The sequence below is a fragment of the Caulobacter sp. GW821-FHT12F03 genome (genome assembly GCF_058806855.1).
This window is the reverse complement of the sequence record NZ_JBXAQC010000005.1, coordinates 257,103-271,990: the sequence shown is the minus strand read 5'-3', so window position 1 is coordinate 271,990 and position 14,888 is coordinate 257,103. Positions and strand designations below refer to the sequence as shown.

At 69.9% G+C, this 14,888-nt stretch carries 16 protein-coding genes and 1 other RNA gene; 12 read left to right on the top strand and 5 right to left on the bottom strand.

The window, feature by feature from the left end; translation table 11 throughout:
• A partial coding sequence (locus tag AC1RN0_RS14025) for a c-type cytochrome (RefSeq protein ID WP_492788070.1) occupies positions 1–600 on the bottom strand: 600 nt, incomplete at its 3' end.
• A 167-nt stretch (positions 601–767) separates the two neighbouring features.
• Here AC1RN0_RS14025 and AC1RN0_RS14020 point away from each other — a divergent pair.
• The 3 genes from AC1RN0_RS14020 (at position 768) to AC1RN0_RS14010 (ending at position 2,954) form a co-directional block, all read left to right on the top strand.
• Positions 768–1,505 (top strand): 3-deoxy-manno-octulosonate cytidylyltransferase, encoded by a 738-nt coding sequence (locus AC1RN0_RS14020; protein WP_492788069.1) that lies wholly within the window; start codon positions 768–770, stop codon positions 1,503–1,505.
• Entirely contained in the window at positions 1,502–2,350 is an 849-nt protein-coding gene (locus AC1RN0_RS14015; RefSeq protein WP_492788068.1) for a prephenate dehydratase, read from the top strand. Before AC1RN0_RS14020 ends, AC1RN0_RS14015 begins: the two co-directional genes overlap by 4 nt.
• A 163-nt stretch (positions 2,351–2,513) precedes the next feature.
• On the top strand, positions 2,514–2,954 hold the full coding sequence (locus tag AC1RN0_RS14010) for an MAPEG family protein (protein WP_492788067.1): 441 nt from the start codon (positions 2,514–2,516) through the stop codon (positions 2,952–2,954).
• 175 nt (positions 2,955–3,129) lie between these two features.
• On the opposite strand, the gene nudC is transcribed toward AC1RN0_RS14010, so the two are convergent.
• Positions 3,130–4,059 (bottom strand): NAD(+) diphosphatase, encoded by a 930-nt coding sequence (gene nudC / locus AC1RN0_RS14005; RefSeq protein WP_492788066.1) that lies wholly within the window; start codon positions 4,057–4,059, stop codon positions 3,130–3,132.
• A gap of 226 nt (positions 4,060–4,285) precedes the next feature.
• Between nudC and ffs the strand changes: the two genes are divergently transcribed.
• The 6 genes from ffs (at position 4,286) to def (ending at position 10,150) form a co-directional block, all read left to right on the top strand.
• Positions 4,286–4,384: signal recognition particle sRNA small type (gene ffs / locus AC1RN0_RS14000), an RNA gene on the top strand.
• 226 nt (positions 4,385–4,610) lie between these two features.
• Complete coding sequence (locus AC1RN0_RS13995) at positions 4,611–6,473, top strand: DNA polymerase III subunit gamma/tau (protein ID WP_492788065.1); 1,863 nt, start codon at positions 4,611–4,613, stop codon at positions 6,471–6,473.
• A 171-nt stretch (positions 6,474–6,644) separates the two neighbouring features.
• Positions 6,645–7,442, top strand: a complete 798-nt coding sequence (locus AC1RN0_RS13990; RefSeq protein WP_492788064.1) for an SDR family oxidoreductase — start codon at positions 6,645–6,647, stop codon at positions 7,440–7,442.
• Between the two features lie 80 nt (positions 7,443–7,522).
• The gene (gene recR / locus AC1RN0_RS13985) at positions 7,523–8,125 is read left to right on the top strand and encodes a recombination mediator RecR (protein ID WP_492788063.1); all 603 of its coding nucleotides are present in this window, start codon (positions 7,523–7,525) and stop codon (positions 8,123–8,125) included.
• A 199-nt stretch (positions 8,126–8,324) separates the two neighbouring features.
• A complete protein-coding gene (locus AC1RN0_RS13980; RefSeq protein ID WP_492788062.1) occupies positions 8,325–9,596 on the top strand; it encodes a DNA recombination protein RmuC in 1,272 nt (423 codons plus the stop codon).
• 5 nt (positions 9,597–9,601) lie between these two features.
• Positions 9,602–10,150 (top strand): peptide deformylase, encoded by a 549-nt coding sequence (def, locus tag AC1RN0_RS13975; RefSeq protein WP_492788061.1) that lies wholly within the window; start codon positions 9,602–9,604, stop codon positions 10,148–10,150.
• 174 nt (positions 10,151–10,324) lie between these two features.
• Here the strand turns inward: def and AC1RN0_RS13970 are convergent, their stop codons facing one another.
• Positions 10,325–10,639, bottom strand: coding sequence for a cell surface protein (locus tag AC1RN0_RS13970; RefSeq protein WP_492788060.1), 315 nt, complete (start codon positions 10,637–10,639; stop codon positions 10,325–10,327).
• Positions 10,640–10,741: 102 nt separating this feature from the next.
• Between AC1RN0_RS13970 and fmt the strand changes: the two genes are divergently transcribed.
• Positions 10,742–11,668: a methionyl-tRNA formyltransferase gene (gene fmt, locus AC1RN0_RS13965; RefSeq protein ID WP_492788059.1), complete on the top strand. Its 927-nt coding sequence runs from the start codon at positions 10,742–10,744 to the stop codon at positions 11,666–11,668.
• Complete coding sequence (gene truA / locus AC1RN0_RS13960) at positions 11,668–12,423, top strand: tRNA pseudouridine(38-40) synthase TruA (RefSeq protein ID WP_492788058.1); 756 nt, start codon at positions 11,668–11,670, stop codon at positions 12,421–12,423. Before fmt ends, truA begins: the two co-directional genes overlap by 1 nt.
• Here truA and dapE read toward each other — a convergent pair.
• Positions 12,399–13,550, bottom strand: coding sequence for a succinyl-diaminopimelate desuccinylase (gene dapE / locus AC1RN0_RS13955; protein WP_492788057.1), 1,152 nt, complete (start codon positions 13,548–13,550; stop codon positions 12,399–12,401). The two genes, truA and dapE, sit on opposite strands and share 25 nt — an antisense overlap.
• 166 nt (positions 13,551–13,716) lie before the next feature.
• Between dapE and AC1RN0_RS13950 the strand changes: the two genes are divergently transcribed.
• Entirely contained in the window at positions 13,717–14,334 is a 618-nt protein-coding gene (locus tag AC1RN0_RS13950; RefSeq protein WP_492788056.1) for a hypothetical protein, read from the top strand.
• Here the strand turns inward: AC1RN0_RS13950 and AC1RN0_RS13945 are convergent.
• The gene (locus AC1RN0_RS13945; protein ID WP_492788055.1) at positions 14,331–14,855 is read right to left on the bottom strand and encodes a hypothetical protein; all 525 of its coding nucleotides are present in this window, start codon (positions 14,853–14,855) and stop codon (positions 14,331–14,333) included. The two genes, AC1RN0_RS13950 and AC1RN0_RS13945, sit on opposite strands and share 4 nt — an antisense overlap.
• Positions 14,856–14,888: the final 33 nt, after the last annotated feature.

Below are 14,888 nucleotides of genomic sequence, written 5' to 3'. Positions count from 1 at the left end.
CGCGACAGGCGCCCCGGCGGCGGCGGCGTCCGGAGCCGGCGTGGCCGCGGGGGCGGCGGGCGCCGGCGCGGGCAGCGGCAGGGTCGATCCGAGGGTGTGCAGGTAGGCCAGCATCGCGACCCGGTCTTCCTGCTTCTTCAGGCCGACGAAGCCCATCTTGGTGCCGGCGACATGCTTCTGCGGCGCCTTGATGAACTGGTCGAGTTCATCCCAGGTCCAGACCGGGTGGGTCGCGGCGAATTCGGTCATGCCGGGCGAATAGGAGAAGCCCGGGTGCGAGGCGATCTTGCGGCCGAGAACGCCGTAGAGGTTCGGCCCGGTCCCGTTCGGGCCGCCGGCGTCGAAGTTGTGGCAGGAGCCGCACTTGGCCGAGATGGCCTTGCCGACCTCGGGGTTGGTCACGGGAATGACCGTGCCCCAGTCGGGCGCCACTTCAACCGCCGCGCCTTCGCCCGCCGCTTCAGCCACCGTGACGGCGTAACCGGCCTTTTCGGGCGGCTCCTTCTCGAACACGATTGTGGTCAGCTCGCGCAGGCCGAAAATGACGAGTCCGGTCGCCAGCAATCCGCCGGCGATCTTGTTGAACGTCAGATCGCTCATGTCCGCCTGTCTCAGTCCTCTAGACGGCCCGGCGCTCGGGCCTGAACCGGCGCCGGGAGAATCCCCCAACGCGCCCCTTGTTGCGCCGCGCTCTCTTACACGCTACCGCCCCTCGCGCAAGCCGGGGTCCCGCTCCGGTTGGCCCGAATTGATCCAGATGGCGCGCCATGAACCCGATCACCGTCATTCCCGCCCGCATGGCGGCGACCCGACTGCCGAACAAGCCGCTGGCCGATATCGGCGGCGTGCCGATGATCGTCCGGGTGCTGCGTCAGGCGGAGAAGGCCGGCGTGGGGCCGGTTCTGGTCGCGGCGGGCGACCAGTCGATCGTCGACGCCGTGACCGCGGCCGGCGGCCGGGCCGTGCTGACCGATCCCGACCTGCCGTCCGGCTCCGACCGGATCCTCGCCGCCCTGGCCAGCGTCGATCCCGACGGACACCATGACGCGGTGATCAACCTGCAGGGCGACATGCCGTTCGTGCCCGCGACGATCATCGCCGCCTGCGCCGGCCTGCTGGCGCGCCAGGCGGACTGCGACGTGGCCACCGTGGTGGCGACCGAGGCCTCGCCGTCCGACCGCGCCAACCCGGACGTGGTCAAGGCGGTGCTTGCGATGGAGCCTGACGGCGCCAGCGGCCGGGCGCTCTACTTCACGCGGTCGACCCTCTATGGCGACGGTCCCGTCTGGCGGCACATCGGCATCTACGGCTATCGCCGCGCGGCGCTGGAGCGATTTAACACCGCTCCGCCCTCGCCCCTCGAACGGCGCGAGAAGCTGGAGCAGCTGCGGGGCCTGGAAATGGGCCTCTCGTACTGGGCCGCCGTCGCGGACGAGGCCCCGATCTCCGTCGACAACCCGGCCGACCTTGAGGCGGCGCGGGACCACGCGAAAGCCCACCCATGAGCCCTCTTCCCAAAATCGCCTTCCAGGGCGAACCCGGCGCCAACAGCCACGAGGCCTGCCGCACCTATTTCCCCGGCCACCAGGCCGCGCCCTATCCGACGTTCGAGGAAGCCTTCGACGCGGTGAAGTCCGGCGCCTGCGAACTGGGCATGATTCCGGTCGAGAACTCGATCGCCGGCCGCGTCGCCGACGTGCACCACCTGCTGCCGAGCTCGGGCCTGAAGATCATCGGCGAGCGGTTCAAGCCGATCCGCTTCCAGCTGATGGTCAACAAGGGCGTCAAGCTGGAGCAGGTGAAGACCGTCTCCAGCATGGCCATCGCCCTGCACCAGTGCCGCAACTCGCTGAAGAAGCTGGGCGTGAAGACCGAGGCCGTGGGCGACACCGCCGGCGCGGCCCGCGCCCTGGCGCAGCATCCCGACCCGACGCACGGCGCCATCGCCCCGGCGCTGGCCGCGGAGATCTACGGCCTCGACATCCTGCTGCGGGACATCGAGGACGAGCGGCACAACACCACCCGCTTCCTCGTCATGACGGCCGACAAGGCCCCGCCGCCGCCGCCGTTCACCAGCCGCTGCATCACCAGCTTCTGCTTCAAGGTGAAGAACATCCCCGCAGCGCTCTACAAGGCGCTCGGCGGGTTCGCGACCAACGGCGTCAACATGACCAAGCTGGAAAGCTACATGGAGGGCGGCGCCTTCACGGCGACCTTCTTCTACGCCGAGGTCGACGGCCGGCCCGAGGACCGGGGCCTGGCCCTGGCCCTCGAGGAGCTGGGCTACTTCTCCGAGACGATCGAAATCCTCGGGGTGTTCCCGGCGGATCCGTTCCGCGACCGGGTCTAGCGATCAGGGAGTAGGTGTTGGGGAGCAGGAAATAGTTCGACCTACGCGCGCCGCCGACGCCGCGCCTCCCGTTTGCTACTCCCTACCTCCCTATGCCCTACTCCCTTTCGCGCCACCCGCGCCCGTCGTAGCCTCGCCCCACAACATCGCTGGGGAGGCGAACATGATCCAGGGCAAGCCCCTTCTTGAGTCCGTTCTGGCGCCGGTTCTGGCGCTGATCGTCTGGTCGCTGCTGATCTGGCTGTGGATGTACGTCACGCGCATCCCGGCCATGAACAAGGCCGGAATCAAGCCGCAGGACGCGCGGTTTCCGGGCTCGCTGAGCGGGCTGCCGGACGGCGTCCGCGCGGCGGCCGACAACTACAATCACCTGATGGAACAGCCGACGATCTTCTACGCGCTGGCGTTCCTGACCTATCTGCTCGGACTGCAGAGTCCCCTGACGGCGGGCCTGGCGTGGGGCTATGTCGGCCTGCGCGTGGTCCACAGCCTGGTGCAGGTGACCGTCAATGCGGTGGCGGTCCGGTTTCTGGTCTTTGTCCTGTCGACGATCGTCCTGGCGACCTGGACGATCGGCGTCGTGCTGGATGTGGCGAAGGGGTGAGGCCCTTGATCCTCTCCGCGAAGCGGGGAGGGGGACCAGCCGAAGGCTGGTGGAGGGGCTGCGCTGGCGTTGCCGGAAAAGCCGGAATTCAGGATGGGACGGCTCGCGTTCGCACCGCCCCCTCCACCACGCTCCGCGTGGTCCCCCTCCCCTCTGACGAGGGGAGGACTGAAGTCTATTCCCCCTCCGCCCAGCTCTTCACCAGCTGGTGGGCGATGGCGAGGGCGGGCGGGGCGAAGCAGCCGTCGAAACCGCCGTTGATCAGCTGGCGAGCCTCGTCGCGGGTGAACCAGCGGACGGCTTCCAGCTCGGTCTGGTCGGGCCGGGCGTCGTTGCTGTCGACCTCGGCGATCAGGCCGATCATCAGCGAGTTCGGGTAGGGCCAGGGCTGGGTCGAGTGGTAGCTGACCTTCGTGGCGGTCAGCGCCGCTTCTTCGTAGAGCTCGCGGGCGCAGGCTTCTTCCATCGTCTCGCCGGGCTCGAGGAAGCCGGCGAGGGCCGAGTACATGCCCTTGGGCCAGATGGCCTGGCGGCCGAGCAGGCATTTGCCCTCGAAGGTCGCCAGCATGATCACCACCGGGTCGGTGCGCGGGAAGTGCTCAGCCTTGCAGCTGACGCACACGCGCTTCCAGCCGGCCTCGGCGACCTCGCTGCGCTCGCCGCAGGCGGCGCAGTGGCGGTGCTTGCGGCGCCATTCGAACATGCCCTTGGCGGTGGCGGCGATGGCCGCCTCCGCGGACGGCAGGACGGTGGCGACGGCGCGCAGGTCCTTGAACTCGCCGACGCCCTCCAGCGGCCCGTCGCAGGGATCGAGGCCGCCCTCCATGTCGACGGCGAACACCGCGGTGTCCTTCCACAGACCCAGAAACAGCAGTCGCTCCCAGACCCCGCCGGCCAGCTCCAGGCCCATCTTCGCCGGCACATAGGCCAGCTGGACGCCGCCGTCCTTGCTCTTCTCGGTCAGGGGCTGACCGTTCCACAGGGGGATGGCGAGGGAAACCGGATCGGCCAGCAGGCCGTCGAGCCAGTCCTGGTCGCCGCGTCGCTCGCTGACGCGGTTCAGGGGGTTGCCGGAAAAGACGTTGGAGATCGCTGAAAGGGCCATGGGCGCTTGTTTCCACCAACGGCGTTGCGAGGCAAGCCCTCCCTCCCCTTCATGGGGAGGCACGACCGCGAAGCGGTCAGGGTGGGGCGGTGAGGGCCGTTCTGGAGGCATCAGGGCTGCGTCCGGCTTCCCCACCCGGCCGGGCTTCGCCCGTCCACCCTCCCCACGAGGGGGAGGGAGATGGAGGAGGTGTTGCATCCGCCCCTCCGATCCACGATATAGGCCTTGGAGATCGGCGATGGGCGGACGCCTCGCCAACCTGGTCAGGGCCGGAAGGCAGCAGCCACAACGAGATTTGCTCCGGGTCGTTGTCCGGTCTCCACCCTTCCCCGTTTCGCTGAAATTGTTTGCGTGGTTCGACACGCAGCCTTCGGCTGCTGCTCTCCATGACGTGCACAGAGCTGCGTTATCCTGAGCAGCCGCGAAGCGGCGTGTCGAAGGACGCATTGCTCTGGCGAGCGCTGCTCAGGATGACGTAGAGTGGAGACTCAGGATTTTCGTCATCCTGAGCAGCCCGCGCAGCGGGCGTGTCGAAGGACGCACCGACCCGAATGGCCGACACTGACGCCCCGCTGGAACCGCCGCCCTGGGAGGAAGACCTCCCGGAGCGCGATCCCGACACCGCGGACATCTTCGGCGCGCCCGAGCGCGCGCCGGAGGTGACGCCGGCCCCTGCCCCGCCCGAAGGCGCGGCCGAGGGCCAGGCTCCCGGCGACGGCGCGGCCTATACCGTGCTGGCCCGCAAGTACCGGCCGCGCACCTTCGAGGACCTGATCGGCCAGGAGGCCATGGTCAGGACCCTGACCAACGCTTTCGCCAGCGGCCGCATCGCCCACGCCTTCATGCTCACCGGCGTGCGCGGGGTCGGCAAGACGACCACCGCCCGCCTGCTGGCGCGGGCGCTGAATTTCGAGAGCGACACCGTCCACCAGCCGTCGGTCGACCTGACCGTCGACGGCCGCCACTGCCGGGCCATCGTCGAGGGCCGGCACATGGACGTGCTGGAGCTCGACGCCGCCAGCCGCACCAAGGTCGACGAGATGCGCGAGCTGCTGGACGGGGTGCGCTACGCCCCGACCGAGGCGCGCTACAAGGTCTACGTCATCGACGAAGTGCACATGCTGTCGACGGCGGCGTTCAACGCGCTGCTGAAGACGCTGGAAGAGCCGCCGCCGCACGCCAAGTTCATCTTCGCCACCACCGAGATCCGCAAGGTGCCGGTGACCATCCTTTCCCGCTGCCAGCGCTTCGACCTGCGCCGCGTCGAGCCGGACGTGCTGGTCAAGCATTTGGGCCGCATCGCCGAGGCCGAGCACGCCCTGGTCGACGCCGAGGGGTTGGCGCTGATCTCCCGCGCGGCCGAAGGCTCGGTGCGCGACGGCCTGTCGCTGCTCGACCAGGCCATCGTCCAGGCCGACCGCGGCCAGATGGTCACCGCCGCCGTGGTCCGCGACATGCTGGGCCTGGCCGACCGGGCCCTGACCATCGCCCTGTTCGAACACGTCATGAGCGGCAAGACCGGCGAGGCGCTGGCCCAGTTCCGCGACCTGTGGGGTTTCGGCGTCGATCCGGCCCAGGTGATGCTCGACTTGCTGGAGCACAGCCATGCCGCCTCGGTGTCCAAGGCGCTTGGCCCCGACGCCCTGCACCTGCCGAAGGACCAGGCCGCGCGCCTGACCGCCATCGGGGCCACGGCCTCGGCCGGCACCCTGTCGCGGCTGTGGCAGATGCTGCTCAAGGGCTACGAGGAGGTGCGCCGCGCGCCCGATCCGCAGGCCGCCGTCGAGATGGCCCTGATCCGGCTGTGCTATGCCGCCGACCTGCCCGGTCCTGAAGAGGCGCTGAAGGCGCTGCGCGACGGCGAACCGGTCGGCGGCGGCGCGGGCGGCCATGCGCCTTCGGGCGGCGGTGGCGGCGCGAGCGCGTTCGGGCCCGCCGGCGCGATCGCCCAGGCGCGTATCGCGCCGCCCGCCCTGCAGGCCTCGTCCGAGGCCGCCCCGACCCTGGCCTCGTTCGACGACGTGCTGGCGCTGATCCAGAGCAAGCGCGACATCACCCTGATGATGGACGTGCAGCAGTTCGTGCGGCCGATCAGCTTCCGCCCCGGAGCCATCGAGTTCGAGCCCGCGCCCCGCGCGCCCGCCGACCTGACGCGGCGCCTGTCGCAGAAGCTCAAGGAATGGACCGGCCAGACCTGGCTGGTGGCCACCGCCGGTGGCGGCGGGGCCGAAAGCGCCTGGGAACGGCAGAAGCGCGAGGAGCGCGAGGCCAGGGACGCGATCCTCGCCGACCCCTTCGTCATGTCGGTGATGGAGGCCTTCCCCGGCGCCGAACTGCTCGGCGTGCGACAGCTTGCGGTTCCGCAAGGGGAAGCGGTTAGCGTCAATCCCGACGAGGACGTCGAGGAGGACTGAGCCTTCCTGCGTGCTTCGAGACGCGGACCCGAGGGTCCGCTCCTCAGCATGACGGGCAGTTTTGGATTCCCCGTAGTCGTCATCCTGAGGAGCGAGCCTCAAGCGAGCGTCTCGAAGGACGCACCATGGATCCGCGCCGCCAGATGCGCTGACCATCAAGGGAGTTGAACCATGTCCAAAGCAGGCGGCCGCAAGGCGATCTTCATCACGGGCGCGGCCTCGGGCATGGGGCTGGAGACAGCCCGGTTGTTCGCCAGCAACGGCTGGTACGTCGGCGGTGTCGATGTGAACAAGGACGGCCTGCGCGCGCTGGAGCAGGAGCTGGGCTGGGACAACTGCCTGGTCCGCGAGCTCGACGTCACCAACCGCGACGCCTACCGCGCCACCCTGGCCGAGTTCACCGAGGCGACGGGCGGCCGGCTGGACGTGATGTTCAACAACGCCGGCATCGGCCGGGGCGGTCCGTTCGAGGACATGGCCTGGGAAGACGTGATGGCGGTGATCAACATCAACCTGGTGGCCGTGCTCAGCGGCATCAACCTTGCCATCCCCTATCTGAAGGCGACGCCCGGCTCGCTGTGCTTCTCGACCTCGTCGAGCTCGGCGATCTTCGGCATCGCCAACATCGCCGTCTATTCGGCGACCAAGCACGCGGTGAAGGGCTTCACCGAGGCCCTGTCCGTCGAACTGAAGGCCGCCGGCGTGCGGGTGGCCGACACCCTGCCCGGCCTGATCGACACGCCGATCCTCCCTGACGAGGCCAAGGTCAACGCCCCGACCGAGGGCATGTGGCGCCTGACCCCGCCGCGCGAAGTGGCCGAAGCCGTCTGGTCCGCCTACCACACCGACAAGATCCACTGGTACGTGCCCGGCGAGCTGGAAGCCTACGACCTGGTGGTCACCCAGCACCCGGAGATGATCCGCGACCAGATGGCCCAGGCGGGGCTGTTCAATTCGTCGGAGGGGTGATCGCAGCGGGGACAGTTTAAGCTGTCCCAGGGGACAGCTTAAACTGTCCCCCATTCCGCGAACGCGATAAGCACGGACTCATGGCCGCCACCGCCGGACCCGAGATCGAGCGACTGATCGCGCTGCTGGGCAAGCTGCCGGGGCTGGGGCCCCGGTCGGCGCGCAGGGCCGCGCTCGCCCTGCTGAAGCGACGCGAACAGCTGCTCGACCCGTTGACCGACGCCATGGTCGACGCCCGGGCCAAGGTGCGCACCTGCTCGACCTGCGGCTCGCTCGACACCTCCGACCCCTGCGCCATCTGCGCCGACCGCACGCGTGACGGCGGGCTGCTGTGCGTGGTCGAGGAGGTCGGCTCGGTCTGGGCGCTCGAGCGCGCCAGCGCCTTCCGCGGCCGCTACCATGTGCTGGGCGGCCTGCTGTCGGCGCTCGACGGCATGGGCCCCGAAAAGCTGCGCGTCGCCGAGCTGCTGAACCGGGTTTCGCAGGGCGAGGTGCGCGAGGTGATTCTCGCCCTGCCCGCCACCGTCGACGGCCAGACCACGGCCCACTATCTCGCCGAGCGGCTCCAGCCGTCGGGCGTGCCGGTGACCATGCTGGCGCGCGGCGTGCCGGTCGGCGGCGACCTCGACTGGCTCGACGATGGGACGATCGCCCAGGCGCTCAGGGCAAGAAGGCCGGCGTAACGCCAATCCTCTCCGCGAAGCGGGGAGGGGGACCGCCCGGAGGGCGGTGGAGGGGCCGGCGCGAACGCGAGCGGCCCCCTCCCGAATTCCGGCCCTTCCGATAAACCCGCCGCCTCCCTCTCCACCCTGCTCCGCAGGGTCCCCCTCTCCCTCACGGGAGAGGATTGGCCGTGGGGGCGATTCCCGCTAGGAACGGAGCATGAACGATCCGACGACCATCGCCCTCGCGGCCGCCGCTGTCTTCGCCCTCGCCTTTCTCGGCGTGCTGATGCTGTGGCTGCGCGAACGCGGACAGTCGGTGAAGCTGGCGACGGAGCTGGCCGGCGCCGTCGAGCGGGCGCGGCTGCAGGAGGACGCCCGGGCGACCCTCGGCGATTATCTGCGGGCCCAGGCCGAACAGACCGCGACGGCGACGGCCGAGGCGCTGCTCAAGCGCACCGACGAGACCTTCCGCAACCGCGAGCTCATGGCCCAGCAGCGGCTGGACGCACAGCTCAAGCCGGTCGCCGAGTCGCTGGCCAAGTTCGAGGCCCAGGTCACCGCCGTGGAAAAGGCCCGCGCCGAGGAAACCGGCGGCCTGAAGGCCCAGATCACCGCCCTGATGGAGGCCTCCACCGCCACCCAGGCCGAGGCGCGCAAGCTGTCGGCCGCCCTGCGCCGGGGCGCGGGGGTGCAGGGCCGCTGGGGCGAGCAGACGCTGCGCAACGTGCTCGACGCCGCCGGCCTGTCGGCGCAGTACGACTTCGTCGAGCAGTTCAGCCTCGACACCGAGGAAGGTCGCCGCCGCCCAGACGTGAAGGTGAAGATGCCGGCCGGGGCGGTGTTCGCCATCGACGCCAAGTGCTCGCTGAACGCCTTCATGGACGCACAGGAGACCACCGACGAGGCGGCGCGCGACGCCGCCCTGACGCGACACGCCCAGAGCGTGCGCAGTCACATGCAGGGCCTGTCGTCCAAGGCCTACTGGGACCAGTTCGGCAGCGAGCGGTCGCCCGATTTCGTCGCCATGTTCGTACCCGGCGACGGCTTCCTCGCCGCGGCGCTGGACCGGATGCCCGACCTGATGACCGAGGCGATGGACAAGCGGGTGCTGCTGGTCACGCCGACCACCCTGTTCGCCCTGTGCAAGGCCGTGGCGTACGGCTGGCGGGTCGAGGAGCAGGCGGCCAACGCCGACAAGATCGCCGCCCTCGGTCGCGAGCTCTACAAGCGGCTGTCGGTGATGGGCGGGCACGCCTCGAGCGTCGGCAAGGCGCTGGAAGCGGCGGTCAGCCGCTACAACCAGTTCGTCGGCTCGCTGGAGGGCCAGGTGCTGACCCAGGCCCGCCGGTTCGAGGACCTGAAGGTCGACCACGAAGGCAAGGAATTGCCCGTGATCGAGCCGGTCGAGACGGCCGTGCGGTCGCTCAACAAGCTGTCCGCCGCCGATGCGCCCGTCTTGACGGGTCCGGACGCCGCCCCTACCTCGTGAACGTCATGACCGTTCGCCGTATTCTCACCATCGACAACACCGCCGATCTGGCGGTGCTCAAGCAGGTTTCCACGCCCGTCGAAGGCGGCGTGACCGACGATCTGCGCCTGCTGATGGATGACATGCTGGAGACGATGTACGCCGCGCCGGGCATCGGCCTGGCGGCCGTGCAGGTGGGCGTGCCGAAGCAGATCATCGTCATGGACCTGGGCGATCGCGCGGGCGCCGGCGAAGGCGAGGACGCTGACCGGCGCAACCCGCGCTTCTTCGTCAACCCGGAGATCGTCTGGGCCTCCGAGGACTTGGCCTCCTACGAGGAAGGCTGCCTGTCGGTGCCGGAGATCTACGACGACGTCGAGCGGCCGGCCCAGGTGAAGGTCCGCTACCTCAACTACGCCGGCGACGCCGTCGAGGAGGACGCCAGCGGCCTGTTCGCCGTCTGCATCCAGCATGAAATGGACCACCTCAAGGGCGTGCTGTTTATCGACCACCTGTCGCGGCTGAAGCGCGAGCGGGCGATCAAGAGCGTCAAGAAGGCCGCCCGGGCGGCGTAGAGCCCGTTCCTCCCCACACGGTGGGGAGGGGGACCATGCGGAGCATGGTGGAGGGGTCTGCGCCGGACTCTCCGGAACGACCGGAATTCAGAACAGTCCGGCAGGCTCTGGCGCTGCCCCTCAGTCAGGCTCCGCCTGACAGCTCCCCGCAAGCGGGGAGCGTCATCATGAGATTTACCGCCGCGTCGTATCGCCGGTCGCCGCGCGGGACTCTTCGGCTTCGCGCTTTGCGTCCGCCGAGGCGTCCGCCACGCCGTCCTGGACCTCGCCGGCGGTGTCCTTGACCGCGTCGGCCGCTTCGGCGCCGGCGTTGCCGATGGCGGCGCCGGCTTCCTTCACGTCCGGATTGGCCGCGATCTCGTGCGCGGCTTCCTTGACCTCTCCGCCGACCGCGGCGGCGCCTTCGCCGACCTGGGTGCGGTCTTCCTTGGAGCAGGCGCCGAGGGCCAGTCCGGCGGCGGCCAGCGAGATGATGAGGATCTTGCGCATGGAGTATTCCCTTCCCGAGTTTCGTTCCCTCGTTCAACGAACCGTGAAGCCCCGGGTTCCCTGAGCCTTTCGCCCGGAGCCCGGCGCCGCTAAACCCCGCCCATGCGCCTCGCCTTCCTCGGAACACCCGATTTCGCCGTCCAGAGCCTCGCCGCCATCCTCGCGGCCGGGCATGAGGTCGCCTGCGTCTATTCCCAGCCGCCCGCGCCACGCGGCCGGGGACAGACGCTGCAGCCCTCGCCGGTCCACGCCTTCGCCGAGGCGCGCGGCCTGATGGTCCGCACCCCGGCCTCGATGAAGACGCCCGAAGCGATCGCCGACTTCCGCGCGCTGAACCTCGACGCCGCGGTGGTGGTGGCCTTCGGCCAGATCCTCGTCGCCGAGGTGCTCGATGCGCCCAGGCTCGGCTGTTTCAACGTCCACGCCTCGCTGCTGCCGCGCTGGCGCGGGGCCGCGCCGATCCAGCGGGCGATCATGGCCGGCGATACGGTGACCGGCGTGCAGGTCATGCGCATGAGTGTCGGCCTCGACGAGGGCGACGTGCTGGCGACCGAGACGGTGCGCATCGGCCCGCTCGACACGGCCGGCACGCTGCACGACCGCCTGGCCGAAGCCGGCGCCCGCCTGCTGCCGCCGACCCTGGCGGCGATCGCGGCCGGAACGGCCGTGGAGACGCCACAGGCCGCCGAGGGCGTGACCTATGCAAAGAAGATCAAGCCGGCAGAGGCGCGCATCGACTGGACCCGCCCCGCGGTCGAGGTCGACCGCCACATCCGCGGCCTGTCGCCCTTCCCCGGCGCCTGGTTCAAGGCGGCCTCGGACAAGGGGCCTGTCCGCGTGAAAGCGCTGCTGAGCCGGGTCGAGACCGGCGCCGGGCCGGCGGGATCCACCCTGGACGACAGCCTGCTGGTCGCCTGCGGCGAGGGGGCCGTGCGGCTGCTGCGGGCCCAGCGCGAGGGCAAGTCGGCCCAGGACGCGGCCGACTTCCTGCGCGGCTTTCCGGTCGCGGCCGGGATGGCGCTGGACTGATGCCCCGCTATCGCCTGACCATCGAGTACGACGGCCGGCCCTATCGCGGTTTCCAGGCCCAGGCGTCGCTGCCCAGCGTACAGGGCGCGATCGAGGCGGCGGTGCTGGGCTTCTCCGGCGAGGCAATCCGCATCCATGCCGCCGGCCGCACCGACACCGGCGTGCACGCCACCGGCCAGGTGATCCATGTCGACCTGCAGAAGGCCTGGCCCGCCGACGTCGTGCGCGACGCCCTCAACGCCCACCTGCGGCCCGAGCCGGTCGCGGTGCTCGACGCGCAGGCGGTCGATGATGACTGGCACGCCCGGTTCTCGGCCACCGAGCGGCGCTATCTCTATCGCATCCTCAACCGGCCGGCGCCGCCGGCGCTGGACAGGGGCCGGGTCTGGCATGTGCGCAAGCCGCTGGATGCGCACGCCATGCATGACGCCGCCCAGGCCCTGACCGGCCACCACGACTTCACCACCTTCCGCGACATGCAGTGCCAGGCGAAGTCGCCGATGAAGACGCTTGATGTCGCCGAAGTACGCCGCGAGGGCGAGGAGGTGCATGTGTCCTTCGCCTCGCGCTCGTTCCTCCATCGGCAGGTGCGGTCGATGGTCGGCACCCTGGCCGAGGTGGGGATCGGTCGCTGGACGAAGGCCGACCTGGTCGCGGCGCTTGAGGCGAGAGACCGTACGGCCTGCGGTCCCGTCGCCCCGGCCGACGGCCTGTACCTGACCGGCGTCGGCTATGCCGAAAACGTCTCGAAATAGCGTTCGATGATCCGCTGGTAGGCGGCCTGCAGGTCGCGGATCTGGCTGACCGGCACGCGCTCGTCGACCGCGTGCATGGTTTCGCCGACGAGGCCGAATTCCAGCACCGGGCAGAGGGCGCGGATGAAGCGGGCGTCGGAGGTGCCGCCGGTCGTCGACATGTCCGTCGTCTCGCCGGTGGTCTCGAGGATCGCGGCGGCGACCATCTCGGTGAACGGGCCCTGGCGGGTCAGGAAGGCCTCGCCGCTGATGATCGACGTCACCTCGACCCTGCCGTTGAAGCCCTCGCCCGCGGCGGCGGCCGTTTCCGCGATCCAGGCCTCCAGTTCAGCGCCCTTGTGGGACGGATTGAAGCGGATGTTCAGCCGGGCCCTGGCCTCGCGCGGAATGATGTTGGTCGCCGTGTTGCCGACGTCGATGGTGGTGACCTCGAGGTTCGACGGCTGGAAGCCTTCGTAGCCGTCGTCGAGCACCCGCGCCTGCAGGCGGGACAGGATGTCGATCAGCACGGGGACCGGATTGGCCGCGCGGTGTGGATAGGCCACGTGGCCCTGGATCCCCTCGACGGTGATCCAGCTGTTGATGCTGCCGCGCCGGCCGATCTTGATCATGTCGCCCAGCCGCGAAGAGCTTGAGGGCTCGCCGACGATGCAGTGATCGATGACCTCGCCCTCGGCGGCCAGCGCCTCGACGACCTTCTTCGTGCCGTCCAGCGCGATGCCTTCCTCGTCGCCGGTGATCAGGAAGCTGAGCGAGCCCTTTGGGTCGTGGTTGGCGAGGTAGGCGGAGACGGCGCCGATGAAGGCGGCGATGCCGCCCTTCATGTCGACCGCTCCGCGCCCGATCAGCACGCCGTCGGCCAGGGCGGCGTCGAACGGCGGGCTGGTCCAGGCCGCTGCGTCGCCGACCGGCACCACGTCGGTATGACCCGCGAAACAGAGATTGGGGCTCGTCGTCCCGCGGCGGGCGTAGAGGTTCTCGATCTCGCCGAAGCGCATCCGCCGGCAGGTGAAACCGAGGCCTTCCAGCGCCTGGTGGACGATGTCCATGGCGCCGAGGTCGGCCGGCGTCACGGACGGGCGGCGGATCAGGTCGCGCGCGAGGTCTACGGGATCGATCAGGGTCATCCGACACCGTTTAGGGCCAGGCGGCCGATCACGCAAAGCCCGGGCGCGGACCCGCGCGACGCCACCCCTGACATACCCGTTTTGAGCCGCCCGGAGCGGGCGCGCCTTTCATTCCCAGCGCGCCGCCGCCCCGGCCAGATCAGCCGGTCAGCTTCAGGAGGACGCCATGCTGCATTTCGAGACCCCGCTCCCGCCGCCCGGACTGTTCGACCTGTTCGGCCGTTCCCGCGGCCGGCGCGTCCCCGGTCCGTTCGCCGCGCCGCCGCCGGCCCGGCCGGAGCCGGCCCACCCCGAGCGGTACTACCTGCATGTCCGGTCGATCTCGGCGGACGGGTTCGCGCATCTGTTCCAGTTCGGGCTGGTCGACGACCGGGGAGACGTGGCCGTCAATGTCTTCGTGCGCGGCCGCAGCCCGGTGACCGGAGCCGACGAGGCCGGAGAAGACCTTGAGGCGCCGCCGATCCCGGCCATCTGGTGGGACCAGTTGACCGAGGCGATGGCGCCTTGCCGCAATGCCTGGATCATCGCCTTCGGCCGAACGCTGCACGGGTCGTTCCTGCCGGCTCCCGTGCGTGAGGCGGCCACCAGCCTCGACTGCGGACGGGCGCGGTTCATGAAGTTCGCCAGGCGTCGCGGCCTGATCGCGGCCCCGGGCGACATCCTCGACGTCAATGACGCCCGGCGACTGATCGGCCTGCCGCCCGTGCGCTCCGCCGACGCCGCCAGCCGGGCCCAGGGCCTGCGGGAGCTGTGGCGCTGGATGGACCAGACGGAGCGGCCCTAGCCCGGCCGCGCGCCATCCCAGAACAGCGGGCTGAGGGTGTAGAAGAACCGGTCGATGTCGCTGCCCGGGCCCGGGTAGTAGAGGCCGTCCGGCTCGCGCACCACCAGCCCCTGGTCAGCCATGACGGCCAGCTTCCGACGGACGCTCTCGCGGGGAATTCGGGTGATGTCGGCGAGGCTCAGGATGTTCAGTCCCCGCCGTCGGCGGATGACGGTGGTGGCGCCCTTGGCCCTCGCCTCGACGACGGCGTTGGCCGAGGCCAGTTCGGTGAGCATGAACACCAGATGGATCAGGAACTGGTCGAGGTCGCCGTCGTACCGGTTCCGCAGGCGGACCAGCACCGCCGAAAACGACCCGCCCCACTTGTAGAAGAAGCGTGAGACGTCCTGGCCCAGATAGTCGGTGACCCATTGATCGGTCGGCGGCGGCGGCGCGGGACGGCTCTCGACCCGACCGGCTTCAGACGTCGGCTCAACGCCAAGAAATCCGGTAAGGTTAACTGCCCCAAACGACGCGCCCACTTTCGAGTTACGCGTATAATCAATCGAAAAGAC

What these genes read in the sequence shown, in the direction of transcription:
- AC1RN0_RS14020 (WP_492788069.1), top strand. Translation starts at nt 768, where the DNA reads ATGAACCCGATCACCGTCATTCCCGCCCGCATGGCGGCGACCCGACTG.
- AC1RN0_RS14015 (WP_492788068.1), top strand. Translation starts at nt 1,502, where the DNA reads ATGAGCCCTCTTCCCAAAATCGCCTTCCAGGGCGAACCCGGCGCCAAC.
- AC1RN0_RS14010 (WP_492788067.1), top strand. Translation starts at nt 2,514, where the DNA reads ATGATCCAGGGCAAGCCCCTTCTTGAGTCCGTTCTGGCGCCGGTTCTG.
- nudC (WP_492788066.1), bottom strand. Translation starts at nt 4,059, where the DNA reads ATGGCCCTTTCAGCGATCTCCAACGTCTTTTCCGGCAACCCCCTGAAC.
- AC1RN0_RS13995 (WP_492788065.1), top strand. Translation starts at nt 4,611, where the DNA reads ATGGCCGACACTGACGCCCCGCTGGAACCGCCGCCCTGGGAGGAAGAC.
- AC1RN0_RS13990 (WP_492788064.1), top strand. Translation starts at nt 6,645, where the DNA reads ATGTCCAAAGCAGGCGGCCGCAAGGCGATCTTCATCACGGGCGCGGCC.
- recR (WP_492788063.1), top strand. Translation starts at nt 7,523, where the DNA reads ATGGCCGCCACCGCCGGACCCGAGATCGAGCGACTGATCGCGCTGCTG.
- AC1RN0_RS13980 (WP_492788062.1), top strand. Translation starts at nt 8,325, where the DNA reads ATGAACGATCCGACGACCATCGCCCTCGCGGCCGCCGCTGTCTTCGCC.
- def (WP_492788061.1), top strand. Translation starts at nt 9,602, where the DNA reads ATGACCGTTCGCCGTATTCTCACCATCGACAACACCGCCGATCTGGCG.
- AC1RN0_RS13970 (WP_492788060.1), bottom strand. Translation starts at nt 10,639, where the DNA reads ATGCGCAAGATCCTCATCATCTCGCTGGCCGCCGCCGGACTGGCCCTC.
- fmt (WP_492788059.1), top strand. Translation starts at nt 10,742, where the DNA reads ATGCGCCTCGCCTTCCTCGGAACACCCGATTTCGCCGTCCAGAGCCTC.
- truA (WP_492788058.1), top strand. Translation starts at nt 11,668, where the DNA reads ATGCCCCGCTATCGCCTGACCATCGAGTACGACGGCCGGCCCTATCGC.
- dapE (WP_492788057.1), bottom strand. Translation starts at nt 13,550, where the DNA reads ATGACCCTGATCGATCCCGTAGACCTCGCGCGCGACCTGATCCGCCGC.
- AC1RN0_RS13950 (WP_492788056.1), top strand. Translation starts at nt 13,717, where the DNA reads ATGCTGCATTTCGAGACCCCGCTCCCGCCGCCCGGACTGTTCGACCTG.